Annotated in this window: 13 protein-coding genes; 7 read left to right on the top strand and 6 right to left on the bottom strand. The window is 73.8% G+C overall.

The window, feature by feature from the left end:
- Window positions 1-47 precede the first annotated feature (47 nt).
- Window positions 48-1,121: a DUF2637 domain-containing protein gene (locus ACQP17_RS28390; RefSeq protein WP_433858814.1), complete on the top strand. Its 1,074-nt coding sequence runs from the start codon at window positions 48-50 to the stop codon at window positions 1,119-1,121.
- Between the two features lie 53 nt (window positions 1,122-1,174).
- On the opposite strand, the gene ACQP17_RS28385 is transcribed toward ACQP17_RS28390, so the two are convergent.
- Entirely contained in the window at window positions 1,175-1,555 is a 381-nt protein-coding gene (locus tag ACQP17_RS28385; protein ID WP_433860027.1) for an ATP-binding protein, read from the bottom strand.
- 361 nt (window positions 1,556-1,916) lie between these two features.
- Between ACQP17_RS28385 and ACQP17_RS28380 the strand changes: the two genes are divergently transcribed.
- Complete coding sequence (locus tag ACQP17_RS28380) at window positions 1,917-5,141, top strand: alpha-mannosidase (RefSeq protein ID WP_433858813.1); 3,225 nt, start codon at window positions 1,917-1,919, stop codon at window positions 5,139-5,141.
- Between the two features lie 521 nt (window positions 5,142-5,662).
- Here ACQP17_RS28380 and ACQP17_RS28375 read toward each other — a convergent pair.
- Together ACQP17_RS28375 and ACQP17_RS28370 are read right to left on the bottom strand one after the other, a co-directional pair.
- Window positions 5,663-7,411 (bottom strand): pyruvate dehydrogenase, encoded by a 1,749-nt coding sequence (locus ACQP17_RS28375; RefSeq protein ID WP_433858812.1) that lies wholly within the window; start codon window positions 7,409-7,411, stop codon window positions 5,663-5,665.
- 127 nt (window positions 7,412-7,538) lie between these two features.
- The gene (locus tag ACQP17_RS28370; protein ID WP_433858811.1) at window positions 7,539-9,020 is read right to left on the bottom strand and encodes a protein phosphatase 2C domain-containing protein; all 1,482 of its coding nucleotides are present in this window, start codon (window positions 9,018-9,020) and stop codon (window positions 7,539-7,541) included.
- Window positions 9,021-9,427: 407 nt separating this feature from the next.
- Between ACQP17_RS28370 and ACQP17_RS28365 the strand changes: the two genes are divergently transcribed.
- Window positions 9,428-9,910, top strand: a complete 483-nt coding sequence (locus ACQP17_RS28365; protein ID WP_433858810.1) for a DUF456 domain-containing protein — start codon at window positions 9,428-9,430, stop codon at window positions 9,908-9,910.
- Between the two features lie 180 nt (window positions 9,911-10,090).
- Here ACQP17_RS28365 and rsgA read toward each other — a convergent pair whose 3' ends face one another.
- Window positions 10,091-11,254: a ribosome small subunit-dependent GTPase A gene (gene rsgA / locus ACQP17_RS28360; protein WP_433858809.1), complete on the bottom strand. Its 1,164-nt coding sequence runs from the start codon at window positions 11,252-11,254 to the stop codon at window positions 10,091-10,093.
- A 383-nt stretch (window positions 11,255-11,637) separates the two neighbouring features.
- Here rsgA and ACQP17_RS28355 point away from each other — a divergent pair, with 383 nt between their 5' ends.
- Window positions 11,638-14,472 (top strand): SpoIIE family protein phosphatase, encoded by a 2,835-nt coding sequence (locus ACQP17_RS28355; protein WP_433858808.1) that lies wholly within the window; start codon window positions 11,638-11,640, stop codon window positions 14,470-14,472.
- A 37-nt stretch (window positions 14,473-14,509) separates the two neighbouring features.
- On the opposite strand, the gene ACQP17_RS28350 is transcribed toward ACQP17_RS28355, so the two are convergent.
- Window positions 14,510-14,959, bottom strand: coding sequence for a DUF4118 domain-containing protein (locus ACQP17_RS28350; RefSeq protein WP_433858807.1), 450 nt, complete (start codon window positions 14,957-14,959; stop codon window positions 14,510-14,512).
- 291 nt (window positions 14,960-15,250) lie between these two features.
- Between ACQP17_RS28350 and ACQP17_RS28345 the strand changes: the two genes are divergently transcribed.
- The 3 genes from ACQP17_RS28345 (at window position 15,251) to ACQP17_RS28335 (ending at window position 19,275) form a co-directional block, all read left to right on the top strand.
- Window positions 15,251-17,221: an amino acid transporter gene (locus tag ACQP17_RS28345; RefSeq protein WP_433858806.1), complete on the top strand. Its 1,971-nt coding sequence runs from the start codon at window positions 15,251-15,253 to the stop codon at window positions 17,219-17,221.
- Window positions 17,222-17,323: 102 nt separating this feature from the next.
- A complete protein-coding gene (locus ACQP17_RS28340) occupies window positions 17,324-18,124 on the top strand; it encodes a maleylpyruvate isomerase family mycothiol-dependent enzyme (protein ID WP_433858805.1) in 801 nt (266 codons plus the stop codon).
- A 425-nt stretch (window positions 18,125-18,549) separates the two neighbouring features.
- Window positions 18,550-19,275: a transcriptional regulator gene (locus ACQP17_RS28335; protein WP_433858804.1), complete on the top strand. Its 726-nt coding sequence runs from the start codon at window positions 18,550-18,552 to the stop codon at window positions 19,273-19,275.
- 98 nt (window positions 19,276-19,373) lie between these two features.
- Here the strand turns inward: ACQP17_RS28335 and ACQP17_RS28330 are convergent, their stop codons facing one another.
- Window positions 19,374-20,969: a nucleobase:cation symporter-2 family protein gene (locus ACQP17_RS28330; protein ID WP_433858803.1), complete on the bottom strand. Its 1,596-nt coding sequence runs from the start codon at window positions 20,967-20,969 to the stop codon at window positions 19,374-19,376.
- Between the last annotated feature and the right edge of the window lie 204 nt (window positions 20,970-21,173).

Raw genomic sequence — 21,173 nt, 5'->3', positions numbered from 1 at the left:
CAGGATGGCGCGCGAAAACGCGGACCGCGACGCAAAGGGACACCGGAATGAGAATGACCGATATATCGCTTGATTGGCTGGTTCCCGGGACCCTGTTGCTGATCGGTGTGCCGGTGGCCGTGACGCTGGTGGTACGGGGACGGCGGGCGGCCGCGCGGTCCGCGGGGGACGACTCGTGGGAGCGCAGCGAGGAGCGGCGGCGGCGCAAGGAGACCGTCTTCGCCTCGGCCTCCTATCTGCTGCTGTTCTGCTGTGCGGCGGTCGCCGCCGCACTGTCGTTCCACGGTCTGGTCGGCTTCGGCGTGCAGAATCTCAACCTCTCCGGGGGCTGGGAGTACCTGGTGCCGTTCGGGCTCGACGGTGCGGCGATGTTCTGCTCCGTGCTCGCCGTGCGGGAGGCCAGCCACGGTGACGCGGCGCTCGGCTCCCGGATGCTGGTGTGGACGTTCGCGGGTGCCGCCGCCTGGTTCAACTGGGTGCACGCGCCGCGCGGTCTGGACCACGCCGGTGCGCCGCAGTTCTTCGCCGGGATGTCGCTGTCGGCGGCGGTCCTCTTCGACCGGGCGCTGAAGCAGACCCGCCGGGCGGCGCTGCGCGAGCAGGGCCTGGTGCCGCGTCCGCTGCCGCAGATCCGGATCGTCCGCTGGCTGCGGGCGCCCCGGGAGACCTTCGCCGCCTGGTCGCTGATGCTGCTGGAGGGCGTACGGACGCTGGACGAGGCCGTCGAAGAGGTGCGCGAGGACCGGCGGCAGAGCGAGCAGAATCGTCTGCGCAGGCGTGAGCAGGGCAAGCTCGACCGGGCGAGGATCAAGGCCATCAACCGTCAGCACCGCAGCTGGGGCCGTGGTGGCCGGCAGCTGGCGGTGACACAGGGCGCTTCGGCCACCGCGGAGGTGGCCGGCGCGGACCCGGCCATAGCCGGCGAGCCGCCGCTCGCCGGGGAGCCGTCGGCGCAGTCCCGTCCGGCGCTGAAGGCCGTGTCCGGCGCCGAGGCCGGGAGCGTCGGAGCCGCTGACGGTGCCCGGACGGTCGATCTCACCGCCGAGGACGACACCCAGACGATTCCGCGTCTGGACTCCCTGGAGGAGAAGCTCGCCGAGATCGAACGCCAATTCGGCTGACCGGTGGCGGACCGCGCCGACCGGCCGACCGGCCCGTAACCGTCCGATCCGGGTCAGGCCGGTCGGCCGCCCAGCTCGAACCACACGCTCTTGCCGAGGCTCTCGGCGCGGATCCCCCAGGCGTCGGCTAAGGAACGCACCAGCATCAGCCCGCGGCCGGAGGTCCCGTCGGTGGTCGGTGCGCGGGGCTCGGGGCGGCCGGGGACGAAGTCCCGGACCTCCACCCGCAGCCGGTCGTCGATCCGGGCCGTGACGACGGCCCCGCCCTCGGCGTGTACCAGGGCGTTGGTGACCAGTTCGCTGGTGAGCAGGGTGGCGACCTCCATGAGTTCGCCACCGCCCGGCACCGTCCAACGGCTCAGCAGCTGGCGCAGCTCCCGGCGGACCTCGCCGACCGCCTTCAGGTCCGCATGGCGCACTTTGCGCTCCAGCATGCCCGGCGCCCGCCCGGCATGTCCCCCGCCCCGGCTCCCCTCGACGTCCTGCTCTCCTCTGTCCCGTTCCTCGCGCCGCACAGGCTGACGCATGCTCTCCCCCGCCCCCAACGAACCTCGGCGCTCTGCCTCGAACAGCCTCACGGTCAGCATGCCCATCGGATCAGCCGCCATGCTTCCGCCCGCGGGGTCACCGGTGCACGCCCCGCGCGCCGGGTGAGCCCCCCGGCTCCGCGTGGGTATGCCTGACCGGGAGCCCGTCGCGGCACCCCGGCCGGACCGGCTCGTGCCGGGGCGTTTCCCGGCCGTCCGCCGGGGGCGCACCCCCGGCGCACGGGGACACCGAGCGTGAGGAGCCGCTGTGCACGACGACCGACTGCTGGTGGAGGGGCGCCTGGAACGGGCGCTGAGGCAGTTCATCCGGCCCGCGCAGTACGCGGCGCGGGTGCCGCTGCGGCTCTCGGTCTGGCACGCGCCGGGTGAGCCCGTTCCCGTGAGCGAGGCGCTGGCGGCGGCGTACGAACCGTTCACGGCCGGTGAACCGTGGGGACCGCCGTGGTCCACCAGCTGGTTCCGGCTGACGGGCCGGGTGCCGGACGAATGGGCGGGGCGGCGGGTGGAGGCCGTGATCGATCCGGGCTTCAGCGGTGACGGGCCCGGATTCCAGGCCGAGGGGATGGTCCACGACGGCGACGGCGTACCGCTCAAGGGCATCCATCCGTACAACCGGCACGTTCCCGTCGGCAACCCGGTCGGCGGTGGTGAGGAGGTGCGGCTGCTGCTGGAGGCCGCGGCGAACCCGGCGGTGCTGCGGGACTTCACCCCCACCGACCTCGGCGATGTCCGCACCGCGCCCCGTGCGCCGCTGTACCGCTTCGCCGGGGCGGATCTCGCGGTGCTCGACGAGACCGTCTGGCAGCTGGTCCTCGACATCGAGGTGCTGTCCGAGCTGATGCACGAGCTGCCCGTCGACCGTCCGCGCCGGCACGAGATCCTGCGGGCCCTGGAGGACCTGCTGGACGCGCTGGACCTGCACGACGTCGGGGGCACGGCGGCCGCGGGCCGGGCCGCGCTGACGGAGGTGCTCGGCCGGCCGGCCGCGGCCAGCGCCCACCGCGTCTCGGCCGCCGGCCACGCGCACATCGACTCCGCCTGGCTGTGGCCGCTGCGCGAGGCGGTGCGCAAGGCCTCCCGCACCTTCGCCAACGTCACCCAGCTCGCCGAGGAGTACCCGGAGCTGGTGTTCGCCTGCTCCCAGGCGCAGCAGTACGCCTGGGTCAAGGAGCATCAGCCGCGGCTCTGGGAGCGCATCAAGAAGGCCGTGCGGCAGGGCAACTGGGCGCCGGTCGGGTCGATGTGGGTGGAGTCCGACGCCAACATGCCCGGCGGTGAGGCGCTGGCCCGGCAGCTCGTGCACGGCAAGCGGTTCTTCCTTCAGGAGCTGGGCGTGGAGACCGAGGAGATCTGGCTGCCGGACTCGTTCGGCTACACCGCCGCGTTCCCGCAGCTGGCGCGGCTGGCCGGGGTGAAGTGGTTCCTGACGCAGAAGCTGTCGTGGAACCAGACCGACCGGATGCCGCACCACACGTTCTGGTGGGAGGGCATCGACGGCACCCGCGTCTTCACGCACTTCCCGCCGGTCGACACCTACAACTCCCGTCTGCACGCCGCCGAACTCGCCCACGCGGAGCGGAACTTCGCCGACAAGGGCCGGGCCACCCGCTCGCTGGTGCCGTTCGGCTGGGGCGACGGGGGCGGCGGGCCGACCCGGGAGATGCTGGAGCGGGCCCGGCGACTGCGCTCGCTGGAGGGCTCACCGCGGGTGGAGGTCGAGCCGCCGGCGCGGTTCTTCGAGGCCGCGCAGGAGGAGTACGGGGCGGCGGCGCCGGTCTGGTCGGGCGAGCTGTACCTCCAGTTCCACCGCGGTACGTACACCTCACAGGCGAAGACCAAGCAGGGCAACCGGCGCAGCGAACACCTGCTGCGCGAGGCCGAGTTGTGGGCCGCGACGGCAGCGGTGCGGGCGGGTGAGGGTGCCGTACCGGCGGACGGGGGCGCCACGCGGCCGGACGGGGAAGCCGCCTACCGCTACCCGTACGAGGCTCTCGACCGGCTGTGGAAGACCGTCCTGCTGCACCAGTTCCACGACATCCTGCCGGGCTCGTCCATCGCCTGGGTGCATCGCGAGGCCCGCGCGACCTACGCGGCGGTCGAGGCCGAACTCACCGGAATCATCGAGGCGGCGCTCGGCGCGCTGGGCGGTGCGGGCGCGGGAAGCGCCGGTCCGCCGACGGTGTTCAACGCCTCGCCCTACGACCGGCACGAGATCGTCGCACTGCCTGCAACGGCCCCGGACGCGGGCGGGCCGTCCGCCGTCGCGGTCCATGTCCCCGCACTGGGCTCAGCCGTCGTCCGCCCGCCCGGCACCAACTCCCCCACCCGGCCCGGCACCAATTCTCCCACCCGGCCCAGCCCGGAATCCCTCACCCCGCCGCCCCCACCCGTGCGCGCCGAGACCGGTGCCGACGGCGGCCTCACCCTCGACAACGGGCTGCTGCGGGTGCGGCTCGACTCCGACGGGCTGCTGGTGTCCGTGCGCGATCTGCAGGCCGGGCGGGAGGTCCTGGCGCCGGGCGCCCGTGGCAACCTGCTCCAGCTGCACCCCGACCACCCCAACCGCTACGACGCCTGGGACCTCGACCGGCACTACCGCAACCGGCACACCGATCTGACCGACGCCGAGTCCGTCGAACTCGCCGCGGCCGGGCCGCTGTCCGCGACGGCCCGGGTGACCAGGGCGTTCGGCGCGTCCCGGATCGTGCAGGAGCTGACGCTGCGGGCCGGCTCGCACCGTCTGGACATCCACACCGCCATCGACTGGCACGAGTCGGAGAAGGTCCTCAAGGCCGCCTTCCCGCTCGACGTCCACGCCGAACAATCCACCGCCGAGGTGCAGTTCGGCCACGTACACCGCCCCACCCACACCAACACCAGCTGGGACGCGGCCCGTTTCGAGATCTGCGCGCACCGCTGGCTGCGGGTCGCCGAGCCCGGCTACGGCGTCGCGCTGCTCAACGACTCGACGTACGGCCATGACGTCACCCGCACCCCGCACGCCGACGGCCTGGGCACGACGGTGCGGCTGACCCTGCTGCGCGCCCCGCACAGCCCCGACCCCGAGACCGACCAGGGCACCCACCGCTTCACCTACGCCCTGCTGCCGGGTGCCGGCACCGGCGAGGCCGTCGCCGAGGGCCTCGCCCTCAACCTCCCCCTGCGCACCGCCGCCACCCCGCCCGTCGCCCCGCTGATCCGCATCGACCACCCGGCCCTGACCGTGGAGTCGGTCAAACTCGCCGAGGACCGCAGCGGCGATGTGATCGTGCGCCTCTACGAGTCCCGCGGAGGCCGCGCCAGCGGCACCCTCTCCCCCGGCTTCCCCCTCGAACGGGCCACCGTCACCGACCTCCTGGAGCGCCCCCTGCACCGCGAGGAGGAGGGCCCGACCGCCGACCTGGCACTCGAACTCCGCCCGTTCCAGATCCTGACGCTGCGACTGCGCCCGCAGCATCCGCCGGCGGGGTGAGCGCGCCCGGTAGCTTCCTCCGGGTCGGAGCGGCGTTACAGGGTTTCCGGCAGGGCGGTCTCGGACCCACAAGCGTGCAGAAGCCCCGTCCGCGGGCCGCGAACGGGGCTGATGCCGCCGGTCTAGCTCCCGGGCTCGTCGACGACGTCAGGGAGAACGAAGCCTCGGACTTTGGAGCCTGCACGCTCCTGCGACTCTTCGTCCTGAGCGTCGCGCCACGCCTTCACCAGTGCGGCGTAACGGGGGTTGGTCCACTCAGTCATGGACCCTCCTGTCGACGCCCCGAGTGTCGCAGATGCCGGCGCGGGCTGTCGGCTACGGCTTGTCCCGGCTCGGAGGGCGGGGTGTCGGCATGGGCTTGATGGGGCCGGTGTCCGACGGGGAGTGCTGACACTGCGCGGCCACGGTGACGAGCTGCTCCCCGGAGGACGGACTCCACGACCGCTTCGCGAGTCATGTGACCGCGCTGTGGGAGAGCGGTCGGCCGGTGGAGCTGTAACCGGCGGCGAGTACCCCGGTGACTAACCCCGCGGAATGTTGCGCAGGTTGGAGCGGGCCATCTGGAGCATGCGGCCGACGCCGCCGTCGAGGACGATCTTGCCGGCGGAGAGGGCGAAGCCGGAGACCATCTCGGCGCTGATCTTCGGGGGGATGGACAGGGCGTTGGGGTCGGTGACGATGTCGACCAGGGCCGGGCCCTTGTGGCGGAAGGCCTCGCGCAGTGCGCCGCGTACCTGCTTGGGCTTCTCCACCCGGATGCCGTGGGCGCCGGCCGCGCGGGCGATGGCCGCGAAGTCCGGGTTGTGGTTGGTGGTGCCGTAGGAGGGGAGGCCGGAGACCAGCATCTCCAGCTCCACCATGCCCAGCGCGGAGTTGTTGAACAGCACGACCTTCACCGGCAGGTCGTACTGGACAAGGGTGAGGAAGTCGCCCATCAGCATGGAGAAACCGCCGTCGCCCGACATGGAGACGACCTGCCGGCCGCGGTCGATGAACTGGGCGCCGATCGCCTGCGGCAGTGCGTTGGCCATCGAGCCGTGGCTGAACGAACCGATCACCCGGCGGCGGCCGTTGGGGCTGAGATAGCGGGCGGCCCAGACGTTGCACATGCCGGTGTCGACGGTGAAGACCGCGTCGTCGGCGGCCTCCTCGTCCAGGATGGAAGCGACGTACTCCGGGTGGATGGGGGTGTGCTTCTCGACCTTGCGGGTGTAGGCCTTGACCACGCCTTCCAGCGCGTCGGCGTGCTTCTTGAGCATCCGGTCGAGGAACGTGCGGTCCGTCTTGGGGCGGACCTTGGGAGTCAGACAGCGCAGCGTCTCGCGGACATCGCCCCAGACGGCCAGGTCGAGCTTGGAGCGGCGGCCCAGGTGTTCGGGCCGGACGTCGACCTGCACGATCTTGACGTCGTCCTCGTCGGGCAGGAAGGCGTTGTAGGGGAAGTCCGTGCCGAGCAGGATCAACAGGTCGCACTCGTGGGTGGCCTCGTAGGCCGCGCCGTAGCCGAGCAGCCCGCTCATGCCCACGTCGTAGGGGTTGTCGTACTGGATCCATTCCTTGCCGCGCAGTGCATGACCGATGGGGGACTTCACGCGTTCGGCGAACTGCATGACCTCGGCGTGGGCGCCCGCGGTGCCGCTGCCGCAGAACAGGGTGACCCTCCGGGCCTCGTCGATCATGCGGGCGAGGGTGTCGATCTCGGCGTCCCCGGGGCGCACGGTCGGGCGGGAGGTGACCAGGGCGTGTTCGACGGCCCGCTCGGGGGCCGGTTCGGCGGCGATGTCGCCGGGGAGGGAGACCACCGACACGCCGCGCTGCCCGATGGCGTGCTGGATCGCGGTCTGCAGCACCCGGGGCATCTGCCGCGTATGGGAGATCAGCTCGCTGTAGTGGCTGCACTCGGTGAACAGGCGGTCGGGGTGGGTCTCCTGGAAGAAGGTGGTGCCGATCTCGCTGGAGGGGATGTGAGAGGCCAGCGCGAGGACCGGGGCCATCGAGCGGTGGGCGTCGTAGAGGCCGTTGATGAGGTGCAGATTGCCGGGGCCGCAGGAGCCGGCGCAGGCCGCGAGGGAGCCTGTGAGCTGCGCTTCCGCCCCGGCCGCGAAGGCCGCGACCTCCTCGTGGCGGACCTGGATCCAGTCGATCGCGGAGTTGCGGCGGATGGCGTCCACCACCGGGTTCAGGCTGTCGCCGACGACGCCGTAGAGCCGCTGCACCCCCGCCCGCGCCAGGATGTCCACGAACTGCTCGGCCACGGTCTGCTTCGCCATGTCGCTGCCGCTCCTTCGACGGGTGGGTGGCTGCTGGGTCCGCTTCCCATGAACCCATGTGCCGTCCCGGGGCGCCTCCGCTGGGAGCCGGCCTCCGGTCCGTGCCGGATAGCCCGTCTGCCCCCTGCTACGACTCCCACACCGCGACGGCCGTACGGTCCTTCGGGTGGCCCTCGACCCGCAGTTGGGCGGCGGCGAGGAAGTCCGTGAGTCCCGGCGGCCCGGGGGCGGACCACTCGGCGGCGAGCCGGGCGGCGAACACGCGGTCCTGCTGGAGCGGTTCCGCGAGTCCGGCGCTGCACAGCAGCAGCATGTCCCCCGGACGGGCGAAGGCGGTCCGGAAGAGGAAGGGCTCGGCCGGTGCCCGGGTGCCGTCCGCACTCCCGCCGGGGGTGGGCGGAGTCGGGTCGCCGGGGTCCGCCGGGGCGTGCCGCGGCAGAGGGTCCGGCGCGGTGGGCTCCAGGTCCTGCCAGGCGCCGTCCCGCAGCCGGAGCAGGCCGCCCGGGCCGACCCCGAAGAACACCCGGGTGCGGCACTCCGGGTCGGCGGGCAGCAGCAGGCAGCGCAGCGCGGCGGTGTACCGCTCCGGCGGCAGGCCCCGCTCCTGTGCCTGGGCGCGCAGCGTGCCGTAGCTGCGGTCGGTGAGCCGCTGCAGGCCGGAGCGGAGGGCGTCGCGCTGGTCGGTGCGGATGTCCTCGGCCAGTCGGGTGCAGCTGCGGCCGACCGCGCGACCGATCCAGGCGCAGGCGTCACGGGCGGCGCGCGCGGCGCCCTCGCCGGACGGCGGACCGGTGGCGACGGCGACCAGCAGCAGCGCGTGCCGGCCGGACCCGAAGCGGACGGTGAGCAGCGCGTCGCGGCGGGCGTCGCCGCGGTGGCGGGCCAGATCGCCGCGGCGGGAGGCGGCGCGCAGGGTCAGCGCGCCGTAACGGGAGCCGTCCAGCGCGGTGTCGGGCACCAGTTCGTCGAGGGCGGCGGGGTCGGCGGCGGGGAGGGGGCCGGGCTCGGGGTCGTACGGGGGCGGCGAGGAGGGCGGCGGGTCGGCGGGTGCCCCGCGCGGGGGCGGAACGGGCCGGCGCGGGGCCGCCGGGCGCGAGCCGGGGCCGGTGGCCTGGAGCGGGATCGGGGCCGGTGGGGTGGGGAAGGCGGGCGGGGGTGGTGACGCGGACCGGCCGGGTGGCTTCCCGGCGGCCGGATCGGGCCGCTCCGGCGTGTCCCGGGGAGCCGGCGCCGCCCGGCCCGGCGTGTCGCCGACCGCCGGTTCCGACCGTCCCGGCGTGTCCCCGGTGGACGGTTCCGCCCGGCCCGGCGGCTCTTGGCCGGTCTGCTCCGCCCACGGGGACGGCTCCTGGGGCGGCACCGTATCCCTTCTCCGCGGCGGTTGCGCCGGGGGCTCCGCCCTTCCGGGCCGCTGCCGGGGTGCCCGGTCCGTCCGGCCCGGCGCCGCCAGCGCCCGTAACGCCGACGCGACCCGGTCGTCGAGGGTGTCCGGGGCGTCGGACGCCCCGGTGTCACCCGCCGCGCCCCCGCCTCCGCTGCCGCCGCCGTCGCCGTACAACCGCCGCCACCAGTCGTCCTCGTGGCCGCGCCCGGTCCCCTGCTGCTTCATGGACCGTATTGTCCCCGGACGGCCACGGCCCAGACAGGGCGCGAAAGAGCGTTCCCCCGTGGGGGGCACGGGGCGGCGCGGGCTTGATCGGGTCAGCCGGGGGGGGATCCGGCGGTGCCACGCCGCGGGCCGGCGACGTCCGGCGGGCGCGCGGCACGTGACGGACGACGCGGGCGCGCGGCCCCGGTCGGCCACCCGGAAGGGCCCCGGCCGGCCACCCGGAAGGGGGAGGCGCCGGCAAGCGCTTCCGGGCCGGGTCCGGCACGCTGGGCCCATGAGAGCGTGCAGCGGACGGGCCGTCACGGGGCCCGCGCCCGCCGGGAGTGAGGCCGGCGGGTGAGCGCGGGCGGCGAGCGGGCCGGGCGGCGTGCCGTGTCCCGTGACGGCGGGCGGGGCGGGGCCGGCGCATGAACGTGTGGCAGCTGGTGGCGGTCGGCCTGGTCATGCTGCTCGGGCTGCTCGGGGTGCTGGTGCCCGGCATCCCCGGGCCGCTGATCGTCTGGGCGGGTGCGATGTGGTGGGCGCTGTCCGAGAAGTCCGGCCCGGCCTGGGCGGTGCTCATCGGCGCCACCGCCCTGCTGCTCGTCAACCAGGTGGTCAAGTGGCTGCTGCCGCCCCGGGCTCCGCGGGCCGCGGGCGCGCCGTACCGGACCCTGTTCCTGGCCGGGGTGGCCGGCATCGTGGGGTTCTTCCTGGTCCCGGTCCTCGGCTGCCCGCTGGGCGCCGTCGGCGGCCTCTACCTGCTGGAACGGGTCCGGCTGGGCGGCCATGGCCAGGCCTGGGCCTCGACCCGTACGGCCATGCGCGCCACCGGCCTGAGCGTGCTGATCGAGCTGTTCGCGTGCCTGCTGGTGGCCGGCGCCTGGATCGGCGTGGTGGCGGCCGGCTGAGGCGTCCCCGGGGGGGCGCGCCGCACGACTGCGGCGTACGGCGGGCGGCGCCCTCGCGCCGGGTGCGTCATCGCCCCGGGTGCCCCGGCCGCCGCCCCCGGGCTGTTCACCCGACGGCAGCACCCCCGGCGGAAGGCCACCGGGCGGGGGAAGGGCCTGGCCCTTCCCCCGCCCGCCGTCTCAGCCCCGCGGCCCCCGCTTCCGTTCCGCCATGTGGCGGCCCAGCGCCTGCTTCTGCCGCCATTCGCGGCGGATCTCGGCGCGCAGCCGGGCGTCGGTCTTCGCCACGATGTGCTGGTTCTCGCGCTGCAGCTTGCCGTAGCTCTCCAGCCGCCGGACGGACAACTCGCCGCTCTCGACGGCCTCTTGCACGGCGCAGCCCGGTTCACAGCGGTGCGCGCAGTCGTGGAAGCGGCACTGCGCGGCCAGCTCCTCCACGTCCGCGAAGGTCCGGGCAAGACCGGTCTCCGCGTCCCACATCCCGACGCCGCGCAGCCCGGGGGTGTCGATGAGGACCCCGCCGCCGGGCAGCGGCCGCAGATCGCGGGTGGTCGTGGTGTGCCGCCCCTTGCCGTCGCGGTCGCGGATCTCCTGCACCCGCTGCACCTCCTCCCCGACCAGGGCGTTGACCAGGGTGGACTTGCCCGCGCCGGACCGGCCCAGCAGGACGGAGGTGCCGCCGGCGAGCACGGCGCGGAGCACGTCGAGCCCGTCGCCGGTCGTCGCGCTGACCGCCAGCACCGGCACGCCGGGGGCCACGGATTCGGTATCCGTGACGAGATGCGCGACGCCCTCCGGCGTCCCGGCCAGGTCCGCCTTGGTCAGTACGACCACGGGCCGCGCACCGCCCGCCGGGGAGGGGGCGGCCAACGGCTCCTCGTCGGCCGCGCCGGACATCGCCAGCGCCAGGAACCGCTCGATCCGCCCGAGGTCCAGCGGTTCCGCGAGGGACACGCAGATGACGACGTGGTCGAGGTTGGTGGCCAGCACCTGACCCTCGGCCCGCTTCGAGGACGTGGACCGCACGAATGCCGTACGACGCGGCAGCAACGCCCGTACGACGCCGTCGACATGGGCCTTGCCGGGCCCGAGGTCCAGCGCGGCCCAGTCCCCCGTGCACGGCACGCGCATCGGGTCGCCGGTCGCCACCGGCGCGGTGTCGGCGAGTACGGTCCGGACGCCGTCACCGTCCGGTACGACGGCGTCCACCCGCCCGCGGTCCACGCGGACGATCCGGCCGGGGCACAGCCCCTGCTCGGCAAAGGGGGTGAAACGCTCCGCGAAGCCCGGGTCCCAGCCGTAGGCGGTCAGCGGGTGCGCGGTGGAGAGAGCGGGAGAGAACAACGGGATGACCCTTCGGAGGGTGGGTCCCGGCGCCGCGCGTCAGGCGCGGAGAAGAGCAGACATCGAGTCAGCCGGAGACCACGGGGTGAGGTTGAGGAACTCCTGAATGCGGGCAGTGCCCACCGCAGCGGCAGTCGTCAATGTCCTCACCTCCCGGTTGCTCGCACGGCTTGCGACAGCGGCTCCCGACCGCCGTCCCGAACGCCGCAGACGCTAGCGCGGTGGCCGCCGGGGGCGCCACCGGTTTTTTCCGCACGGGGCGGACCGGCACCACACGAGGGATGACGCACCCTCGTGCGGCGGCTCCTGCGTGGCGGTTCGCCGCGGTCCGGCGTCGAGAGAGCCGAACACCCCATAGCTGTACACAATGCTAAATATGGGTCATGAGGGAAATCTTCCGGCGAGAAGGTGACGAGTCCCCGGGGTCGTCACGCTCCCGGGGAGGACACGTCCGTGCCCTGCTGACCACCCACAGCGTCGCGGGCCAGGTGTTCCTGCTGCAGCTCGCGCTCACCGTGCTGCTGGTCATCGCGGCGCTGGTGGCCCTCTTCCTCCAGTCGGAGCGCGCGGGCGCGCAGGAGGCGCGGCAGCGTTCGATCGTCGGCGCGGAGACCTTCGCCCGGGCGCCGGGAACCCTCGCCGCCATGCGGTCCGCCGACCCGACGGCGGCCCTGCAGCCCGCTGCGGAGGCGGCCCGCAAGGCCTCCGGCGTGGACTTCATCATCGCGCTGCGGCCCGACGGCCTCCGCTGGACGCACCCCGATCCCCGCCTGATCGGCAAGCACGTCCCCGTCCGGCCGCCGCCCGACGGCCGGACGCACACCGCGACGTTCAGCACGGCCCTCGGGACCGCGGTGAGCACCACGGTGCCGGTCCGCGCGCCGGGCGGTCCGGTCGCCGGGCTGGTCTCCGTCGGGATCCGCGTGCACCAGGAGGACGAGTGGACGGCGCACCAGCTGCCGCTGCTGCTCGGCTCCGCCGCGGGGGCGCTAGTGCTGGTCACCGGCGGGGCGGCATGGGTGAGCCAGCGGCTGCGGCGGCAGACGCACGGGCTGCACCCGGCCGAGATGCGGGAGATGTACGACCACCACGACGCGGTGCTGCACGCCGTCCGCGAGGGCGTACTGATCATCAGTCATGACGGGGTGCTGCTGCTGGCCAACGACGAGGCGCGGCGGCTGCTGGAGCTGCCCGCGGACGCGGAGCGGCGCCCGGTCGCCGACCTGGAGCTGTCGGCGCGGCTGACCGCCCTGCTGGTCTCCGGCCGGAGCGCCAGCGACGAGGTGCATCTGGCCGGCGACCGGCTGCTGGCGGTGAACGTCCGTCCCGCCGCGCCCCGCAGCGGCCCGGCCGGGACCGTGGTGACGCTGCGGGACAGCACCGAGCTGCGGGCCCTGGCCGGCCGGGCGGGGGTGGCCCAGGAGCGGCTGAAGCTGATCTACGACGCGGGGCTGCGGATCGGCACCACGCTGGACGTGGGGCGCACCGCCGAGGAGCTGGCGGCCGTCGCGGTCCCCCGGTTCGCCGACGTGGTCACCGTCGAACTGCTGGAGCCCGTGCTGCACGGCGACGAACCGGCGGCCGGGGCGGATCCCGCGCTGCGGCGGATGGCGGTCTGCGGCGTCCCCGAGGAGTCGGCGATCTACCGGGTGGGCGACGCCATTTCGGCGGTGCCCGGCGCCCCGATGGCCGAGGTGCTGACGAGCGGGCGGCCGGTCCTGCTGCGCGATCTGCGCACGACGTACGAGTGGCGGCGGCAGGACGTGGCGGGCGCCCGGCGGGTGCTGGAGCAGGGGATCCGGTCGCTGATCGCCGTGCCGCTGCAGGCGCGCGGGGTGATCCTCGGGGTGGCCAACTTCTGGCGGTCCGACCTCTCCGGCCGCTTCGAGGCGGAGGACATGGCGTTCGCCGAGGAGCTGACCGCGCGGGCCGCGGTCGCCATCGACAACGCCCGCCGCTACACCCGCGAGCACACCACGGCCGTCACCCTCCAGCGCAGCCTGCTGCCGCAGACCCTGCCCGAGCAGTCCGCCCTGGAGGTGGCCCACCGCTATCTGCCGGCGCACGCCGGGGTCGGCGGCGACTGGTTCGACGTCATCCCGCTGCCCGGCGCCCGGGTGGCGCTGGTGGTCGGCGATGTCGTCGGGCACGGGCTGCACGCCGCCGCCACCATGGGCCGGCTGCGTACCGCGGTCCACAACTTCTCGGCCCTCGACCTGCCGCCCGACGAGCTGCTGAGTCATCTGGACGAACTGGTCAGCCATATCGACACCGACGAGGCGCGGGCGGCCGGCGCGGGCGACGAGGGGGTGTGGCCGGGCGGTGTGCCCGCGGACTCCGACGGCGGGCCGGACGGGGCGGAGCGCCCCGGCATCACCGGCGCGACCTGTCTGTACGCCATCTACGACCCGGTGGGCGGCCGGACCACGCTGGCCACGGCCGGCCACCCCGCACCCGCCGTGATCGGCCCGGACGGCGCCGTCACCTTCCCCGAGGTGCCGGTCTCCCCGCCGCTGGGCCTGGGCGGCAGCGTGCCGGTGGAGACCGCGGAGCTGATCCTGCGTGAGGGCTCCCGGCTGGTGCTGTACACCAACGGGCTGGTCGAGAACCGGGACCGCGCCATCGGCGCCGGACTGGAGCTGCTGCGTACGGCCCTGGCGGCCGGGGCGGAGCGCACTCCGGAGGAGACCTGTACGGGGGTCCTCGACGCGATGCTGCCCGACCACCCCAGCGACGACATCGCGCTGCTGGTGGCCCGTACCCGGCTGCTGGGCCCCGGCAGCGTCGCCGACTGGGAGGTGCCCTCCGACCCGGCCGCGGTCGCGCCCGTGCGGTCGGCCTGTCTGGAGATGCTGGAGTCCTGGGGCCTGACCGCGATCCGTTTCACCACCGAGCTGATCCTCAGCGAGCTGCTCACCAACGCGATCCGTTACGGCGCCCAGCCGATCCGGGTCCGTCTGCTGCTCGACCGCAGCCTGATCTGCGAGGTCTCCGACGGCACCAGTGCCTCGCCGCATCTGCGCCGGGCCGCCACCACGGACGAGGGCGGCCGGGGGCTGTTCCTCGTCGCCCAGTTCGCCCAGCGCTGGGGCACCCGCTACACCCCCGGCGGCAAGGTCATCTGGACCGAGCAGTCCCTCGACGGTGGCCGGCCGGCCACCGGCCCGGAGTCGGCCGACGACATCCTCGACCAGTGGGGCGACGTGCCCGAGCTGTGACGTCCCCGGGCGGACACCGCGTCCGCGCGACCGCCGGTCACCCGGCCGTGCGGCGCCGGAGGGCGCGCAGGGCCGCGGCGCCGCACGCGCCCGCGGCGGCGGCGCAGCCGAGCACCACCAGACCCGTCCGGTCCGGCGCCCCGAAGGCCAGCTCGGCGTGCCCGTTCAGCACGAAGCCGTCGTAGAACAGCCACGACACCAGCGCCACGCCGGGGACCACGACCGGCCGGGCGAGCGCGGCGACGGCCACCGTCAGCAGGGCGAAGACGGCCGCCGCGAGCGGGGCGCGGGCGCCGGGCCCGGTCAGCGTGAGGGCGGTCACCAGCAGCGCCGCGCCCACCGCGCCGAGCGGCAGGGCGAGATCGCGGGCGAGGGTGCCGCGGGGCGGCATCCGGCGGGCCGGGCGGGTGCGGGACGCCGTCGCCCGCGGCAGCGGCGGGTGGAAGCGGGGGCGGTGCGCGGGCACCGGCCGGTGGAGAACGGCCACGGCGAACACCTCCTGCTGCGGCCCCCGCGGCGGACCGGGGCGGTTCCGTCGGCTCCGCGGTGGGCCCTTGCCGCCAGCGTGCGTCGCGCGCGGGCTCCGGCGACCGGTCCTTAACGCCGTGCGTACGGGTGGCGGACGCTTCCTGACGCCCCGCTGACGCGCCGCCGGCGCCGGGCGGGGCGTGGCCGATGCCGTCCGGTGCGGGGCGGCCCGCGGCACGCCCCGGACGGTGATGCATACTCGCTGCTCGTTGCCCGAACCGATGACCGATGACCGGCAGGACGTACGCAGATGACCACCACTGTCCAGGCGGACCCCACGCCTCCCGCCACCCCCGCCCGGCGGTGGCGCGCCTGGCTCCTGGACGGACTGAGCAGCCAGGCCGCCCGCCACCCCGGCCCGCACGGCACCCCGCCGGACGAGCACAAGGGGCACTCGTGGTGGCGGGTCATGTGCCTGACGGGTGTCGACTACTTCTCGACGCTGGGCTACCAGCCGGGCATCGCCGCGCTGGCGGCCGGGCTGCTCTCGCCGTTCGCCACCCTCGTCCTGATCGCGCTGACCCTGTTCGGCGCGCTGCCGGTGTACCGCAGGGTCGCCAAGGAGAGCCCGAACGGAGAGGGTTCGATCGCCATGCTGGAGCGGCTGCTGCCGTGGTGGGCGGGCAAGCTGCTGGTGCTGGTGCTGCTGGGGTTCGCCGCCACCGACTTCATCATCACGATGACGCTGTCGGCCGCGGACGCCTCGGCGCACGTCGTGGAGAACCCGTTCGCCCCTCCGCTGCTGCACGGCGAGAACCTGTGGATCACCCTGGCGCTGCTGGCCGCCCTGGGCGCGGTGTTCCTCAAGGGCTTCCGTGAGGCGATCGGCATAGCCGTCGGCCTGGTCGGGACCTATCTGGCGCTGAACGTCGTCGTCCTGGCCACCTCCGCCTGGCAGGTGCTCTCGCACCCCGTGGTGATCGACAACTGGTGGGGCGCCATGACCGCCGCGCACTCCTCGCCGGTGGCGATCGTCGGGGTGGCGCTGCTGGTCTTCCCCAAGCTGGCGCTGGGCATGTCCGGCTTCGAGACCGGTGTCGCCGTCATGCCGCAGATCCAGGGCGACGCCGCCGACACCCCCGCGCGCCCGGCCGGCCGGATCCGCGGCACCCGCCGGCTGCTGACCACCGCGGCGCTGGTCATGAGCGGCTTCCTGCTGCTGTCGAGCCTGGCGACCACGCTGCTCATCCCGCAGCGGGAGTTCGCGCCCGGCGGCTCGGCCAACGGGCGCGCGCTGGCCTACCTGGCGCACCACAACCTCGGCGAGGCCTTCGGCACCGTCTACGACCTCTCCACCATCGCCATCCTCTGGTTCGCCGGCGCCTCCGCGATGGCCGGACTGCTCAACCTCGTACCGCGCTATCTGCCGCGCTACGGCATGGCACCGGAGTGGGCCCGCGCGGTGCGCCCGCTGGTGCTGATCTTCCTGGCGACGGCCTTCGGCATCACCTTCTTCTTCGACGCCGACGTCGACGCGCAGAGCGGCGCCTACGCCACCGGCGTGCTGGTGCTGATGCTGTCGGCGTCCTTCGCCTCCACCGTCGCCGCGCGCCACCGCCGCCTGCCCGCGGCCACCCTCGGCTTCGGCGCGATCGCCCTGGTCTTCGGCTACACCCTGGTCACCAACGTCATCGAGCGGCCCGACGGCCTGAAGATCGCGCTGCTGTTCATCCTCGGCATCCTGCTGACCTCGTTCGCCTCACGTGTCCACCGCGCCTTCGAACTGCGCGCCGTGCACGTCGACTTCGACGAGACGGCCGAGCGGCTGATCGGCGCCGCGATGGCCGCCGGGCCGCTGCGGGTCATCGCCAATGAGCCCGACGAGCGGGACGCGGCGGAGTACCGCGAGAAGGAGTACAGCCAGCGCGAGGAGACCCATATCCCCGACGGCCGGCCGGTGCTGTTCCTGGAGGTCACCGTCCGCGACTCCTCGGACTTCACCACCGATCTGCACGTGCGGGGCGAGGAGCGCTACGGGGCGCAGATCCTGCGCGTCGAGGGCGCCGGCGTGGCCAACACCATCGCCGCCGTCCTGATGCAGCTGCGGGCGCACTCCGGCCAGGTCCCGCACGCCTACTTCAACTGGACCGAGGGCCATCCGTTCAGCCATCTGCTGCGCTTCCTGGTCTTCGGTGACGGCGAGGTCGCCCCGGTCACCCGGGAAGTCCTGCGGCGCGCCGAGCCCGACCCGGCCCGGCGCCCGCGGGTCCACGTCGGCTGACCCCGGACGGCCGCCCGGCCCCCTCGGCCGGTTGTGACAGGCTGCGCGCACAGGCCCGGCCGGTGAGGTCGCCGGGCCGCACGGAACGGAAGAGCGGCACCCATGAACACCTCGGACACCCCGGGCCGGACGGCCGTCACCCCTGCCGCGCACCGCGCCGCCGTCGCGACGGAGACGGCGCGGTTCGTGGCGGCACTGGACGGCGCCGACCTGACGCTCCCGGTGCCGGGCTGCCCCGGCTGGACGCTGGTGAACCTGATCGGGCACACCGGGAACGTGCAGCGGATGTTCTCGGGCCTGCTGCGCCGGCGCGTCCAGGAGCCGCCGCGCAGCCGCGAGGTGAACTGGCGACTCCCCGAGGACGGCACGGACGCCCGCGGCTGGGCGGACTGGCTGGCGGCGAGCGCGGCGGAGGCGGCCGACGCCTTCGACGGGATCGACCCGGACGCCGCGATGTGGGCCTGGGGCGTCGACCAGCACGCCCGCTTCTGGATGCGGCGGATGCTGTTCGAGACGCTGGTGCACCGCACCGACGCCGAACAGGCCCTCGGTCTGCGCCCGGTGGTCGACCCCGTGCTCGCGGCCGACGGCGTGGAAGAGTTCCTGGTCAATCTGCCGCACGCGGCCTCCTTCGCCCCCGGGGTGGCGCAGCTGCGCGGCAACGGCGAGACGCTCCGCTTCCGGTGCACCGACACCGCCGGCGACTGGCTGGTCCGGCTGGCGCCCGACGGTTTTGGTCTCATCCCGCAGGCCGCAGCCGGCCCCGCCGACGCCGGTGTCGAGGCGCCCGCCACGGACCTGCTGCTCCTGCTGTACGGCCGCCTCGGCCGCGAGGCGGACACCGTCGCCGTCTCCGGCGACGCGGAGCTGCCGGCGCGCTGGTTCGCGCACTCCGCCTTCTGAACCCGGCCGCGGCGCCGCCCCCGGTCATCGCCGGGGGCGGCGCCGCGTCATGTCTTCCCCCACCCCGCCCCACCCGCAGACGGCCGGCGCGGCCCGCCCGTTGAGCGGCGGCGCCCCGGGGCCGGGGGCGCCCGCATCACACTCCCGTCACGCCCTGTCGACCACCCGGTCCCAAGAATCGCTACCGCCCGGTAAATGACGAGCCATCGGCTATACCCGGTAAGCGAGTTGAGGCGTGACATCGGACAGATAGCGCACATCCCCCGCACCTCGGTCTCCAGGGCCCCGCACGCCTTCAATCCGAAGGGCGCACTGAAGATTCGTACGTATGGACCATCTGTTAATCTGCCCGCGCCTGGATGTTCCTCCAGCTTCAATCCCCCCAAGCGCCCTTCGTCCGCCGGGTGCAGCGAGGTGTCCCGCACGTGTACAGCACTCCCTTCTCCCCCGCCGAGGCCAGATCCGCGCGGGCCCGGGTGGGCCTGAGCACGGCTCAGGTGGCCCAGGCCATGACGGCGTGCGGAGCGCCGGTGCGCCCCGAGCTGGTCGAGGCGTGGGAGTACGGCGCCCAGTTCCCGACCGAGCCGCAGCTGTTCGCCCTGGCCGACGTCCTGTGGTGCCCGCCGACGGTGCTGATGGGTGTCGAGCCGCGGACCCTGGCCGAGCACCGGATGGCCCGCCAGCTGAGCGTGGAGCGGCTGTCGCAGGTGATCGGCATGGATCCGGCCCACTACCGGGCGGCCGAGGCCGCGCAGCAGTGGACGGGCGACTACCGGCAGACCAAGGCGCTGGTGGACGCGCTCGGGCTGTCGCTGCGCAAGCTGATCGGCGTGATGGGGCGCAACGAGGAGCTGGCCGGGCATCTGCGGACGGCCGTCGACGGGCGCTGGAAGTCGCATGTCGGCCCGGTCGCCACGATCACCACGCTGAACAAGACCCGGGTGAGCGACGCGCTGCGCACGATGCACGCGGAGTTCGCGGAGTTCTCCGAGCGCTACATGGGGCACGTGATGGCGCGGAACGACGACTCCCGCCTCAAGCAGGTCGCCGCCGAGCGTTCGGCGTATCTGCGCCGGCTGGTCGACCACTTCTGGGAGCTGATCGGGGACGCCGGCGAGGCACCGCCGTTCCACACCGTGCCCACGCACTGACGGGCCGCGGCGGGGGCACGCAGCGGCGGACGCGAACGGGAACGGGCGGGGCGGGACCTGGGTGACAAGTCCCGCCCCGCCCGACGCCGTTGGCGGACTCAGTGCCCGGACGGCCCCCACTGGGGGCCCTGCGGCTGCTGCGGATGCTGCGGGGCGTGCGGGCCGGGGACGTCATGCCGGGCGTGCGGGCCGGGGACGCCGGGCCCGGCGGTGTGCCGGCCCGGGGTGCCGTACGGGGCGGCCGGGGTGTACGGGGCGGCGGGCGCGTGGGCGTCCATGGGCCCGGGGGCCTCGTCCGGCTCGTCGGCCTCGATCTCGTCCCAGTCGATCTCCATCGTCCGGCGGCGGGTGAAGACGTTGAAGAAGAGGTTCAGGAGTACGGCCGTCAGGCTGCCCAGGGTGATCCCGCTGTCGAGGACCGCACGGAGGTCCTCCGGCATCCGCTGGAAGAACGGCTCGACCGCGTTGGGCAGCAGCGCGGCGGCGAAACTGACGGCCAGGATCAGCGCGTTGCGCTCCTCCCGCAGATCCACCTTGCCCAGGATCTGGACACCGACCGTGGCGACCATGCCGAACATCGCGATCGCGGCGCCGCCGAGCACCGGATGCGGAATCGCGGCCACCACACTGCCCGCCTTGGGCAGCAGACCCATCACGATCATGAAGCAGCCGGCCGCGACCACCACGAACCGGCTCATCACCTTCGACATCCGCACCAGGCCGATGTTCTCGGCGAATGCCACGTACGGAAAGGAGTTGAGCACGCCGCCGAGCACGGTGGCGACACCGTCCGCGCGCAGGGCGCTGGCGACGGTGGCGTTGTCGACCCGCTTACGGGTGATCTCCCCGATGGCGTAGACGTCTCCGGTGGTCTCCACCATGGTGATCAGCATGACGACGACCATGGCGATGATCGGGAAGAGTTCGAACTTCGGCATGCCGTAGTGGAACGGCGTGCTGACGCCGAACCAGTCGGCGTTCTTCACCGCGCCGAAGTCCGCGTCACCCAGGCACCAGGCGACGCCCGTGCCGGCGACCAGGCCGAGCAGGACGGCGAGGCTGCTCAGGTAGGGCTTGCCCAGGCGGACCACGGCCAGGATGAACAGCAGGGTGCCCAGCGCGTATCCGAGGTTCTTGAGGTCGCCGTACCCGGGGTGTCCGATCAGCTTCGCCCCGCCGGCCGCGTCCTGGAGGCCCTGCGGGATCAGGGTGAGGCCGATGATGGTGAGGATCGTGCCGATGACGACCGGCGGGAAGAACTTCACCAGCTTGCTGAAGAACGGCGCGAAGAGGAAGGTCGCTATGCCCGCCGTGATCACCGCGCCGTAGACGACGAGCAGCCCCGCGGTGCCGCCGCCGGCGCCCAGGCCGATCGCGATCATCGGCGAGACGGCGGTGAAGGTGACGCCCTGGACCAGCGGCAGCCTGGCGCCGATCTTCCAGACGCCCAGGGCCTGGATGATCGTGGCGATACCGCAGGTCAGCAGGTCCGCATTGATCAGATAGACCAGCTCTTCGTGCGAGAGGCCCAAGGCGTTCCCGACGACGATCGGGACGATCACCGCGCCCGCGTAAAAGGCCAGAACGTGCTGGAATCCGTAGAGCGTGAGCTTTCCCGCCGGGAGCACCTCGTCGACCGGGTGGGTGCCTTCACGGGAGAACTGCTCGGGGTCTTGTCGGGCGACTCGTGCCATCTCTGCCTTGCCTTCGGGAGGTAGGTGAATAAGAAGGGACCGGCGCCGCCGTACCACACGGGGCGGACGGGCCGGCCGGGTCCTACAAAGCCGACGCTCTGCGGTGTTGCCGGCGCCACGCAGCCCTGCGCTGTACTTGTCGTCCCGGTTCGACAGGACTTCCTTCGATCGACGCAACAAATTCCGGTATTTCCATGGAATTTG

The sequence above is a fragment of the Streptomyces kronopolitis genome (assembly GCF_050953795.1).
Taxonomy (GTDB): Bacteria; Actinomycetota; Actinomycetes; order Streptomycetales; family Streptomycetaceae; genus Streptomyces; species Streptomyces kronopolitis_A.
The sequence above is the reverse complement of the archived record's forward strand: the minus strand, read 5'-3'. Positions and strand labels throughout refer to the sequence as shown.

Coding starts and splice junctions, on each gene's coding strand:
- ACQP17_RS28390 (WP_433858814.1), top strand. CDS start 48: ATGAGAATGACCGATATATCGCTTGATTGGCTGGTTCCCGGGACCCTG.
- ACQP17_RS28385 (WP_433860027.1), bottom strand. CDS start 1,555: ATGCTGGAGCGCAAAGTGCGCCATGCGGACCTGAAGGCGGTCGGCGAG.
- ACQP17_RS28375 (WP_433858812.1), bottom strand. CDS start 7,411: ATGGCGAAGCAGACCGTGGCCGAGCAGTTCGTGGACATCCTGGCGCGG.
- ACQP17_RS28370 (WP_433858811.1), bottom strand. CDS start 9,020: ATGAAGCAGCAGGGGACCGGGCGCGGCCACGAGGACGACTGGTGGCGG.
- ACQP17_RS28365 (WP_433858810.1), top strand. CDS start 9,428: ATGAACGTGTGGCAGCTGGTGGCGGTCGGCCTGGTCATGCTGCTCGGG.
- ACQP17_RS28355 (WP_433858808.1), top strand. CDS start 11,638: ATGAGGGAAATCTTCCGGCGAGAAGGTGACGAGTCCCCGGGGTCGTCA.
- ACQP17_RS28345 (WP_433858806.1), top strand. CDS start 15,251: ATGACCACCACTGTCCAGGCGGACCCCACGCCTCCCGCCACCCCCGCC.
- ACQP17_RS28340 (WP_433858805.1), top strand. CDS start 17,324: ATGAACACCTCGGACACCCCGGGCCGGACGGCCGTCACCCCTGCCGCG.
- ACQP17_RS28330 (WP_433858803.1), bottom strand. CDS start 20,969: ATGGCACGAGTCGCCCGACAAGACCCCGAGCAGTTCTCCCGTGAAGGC.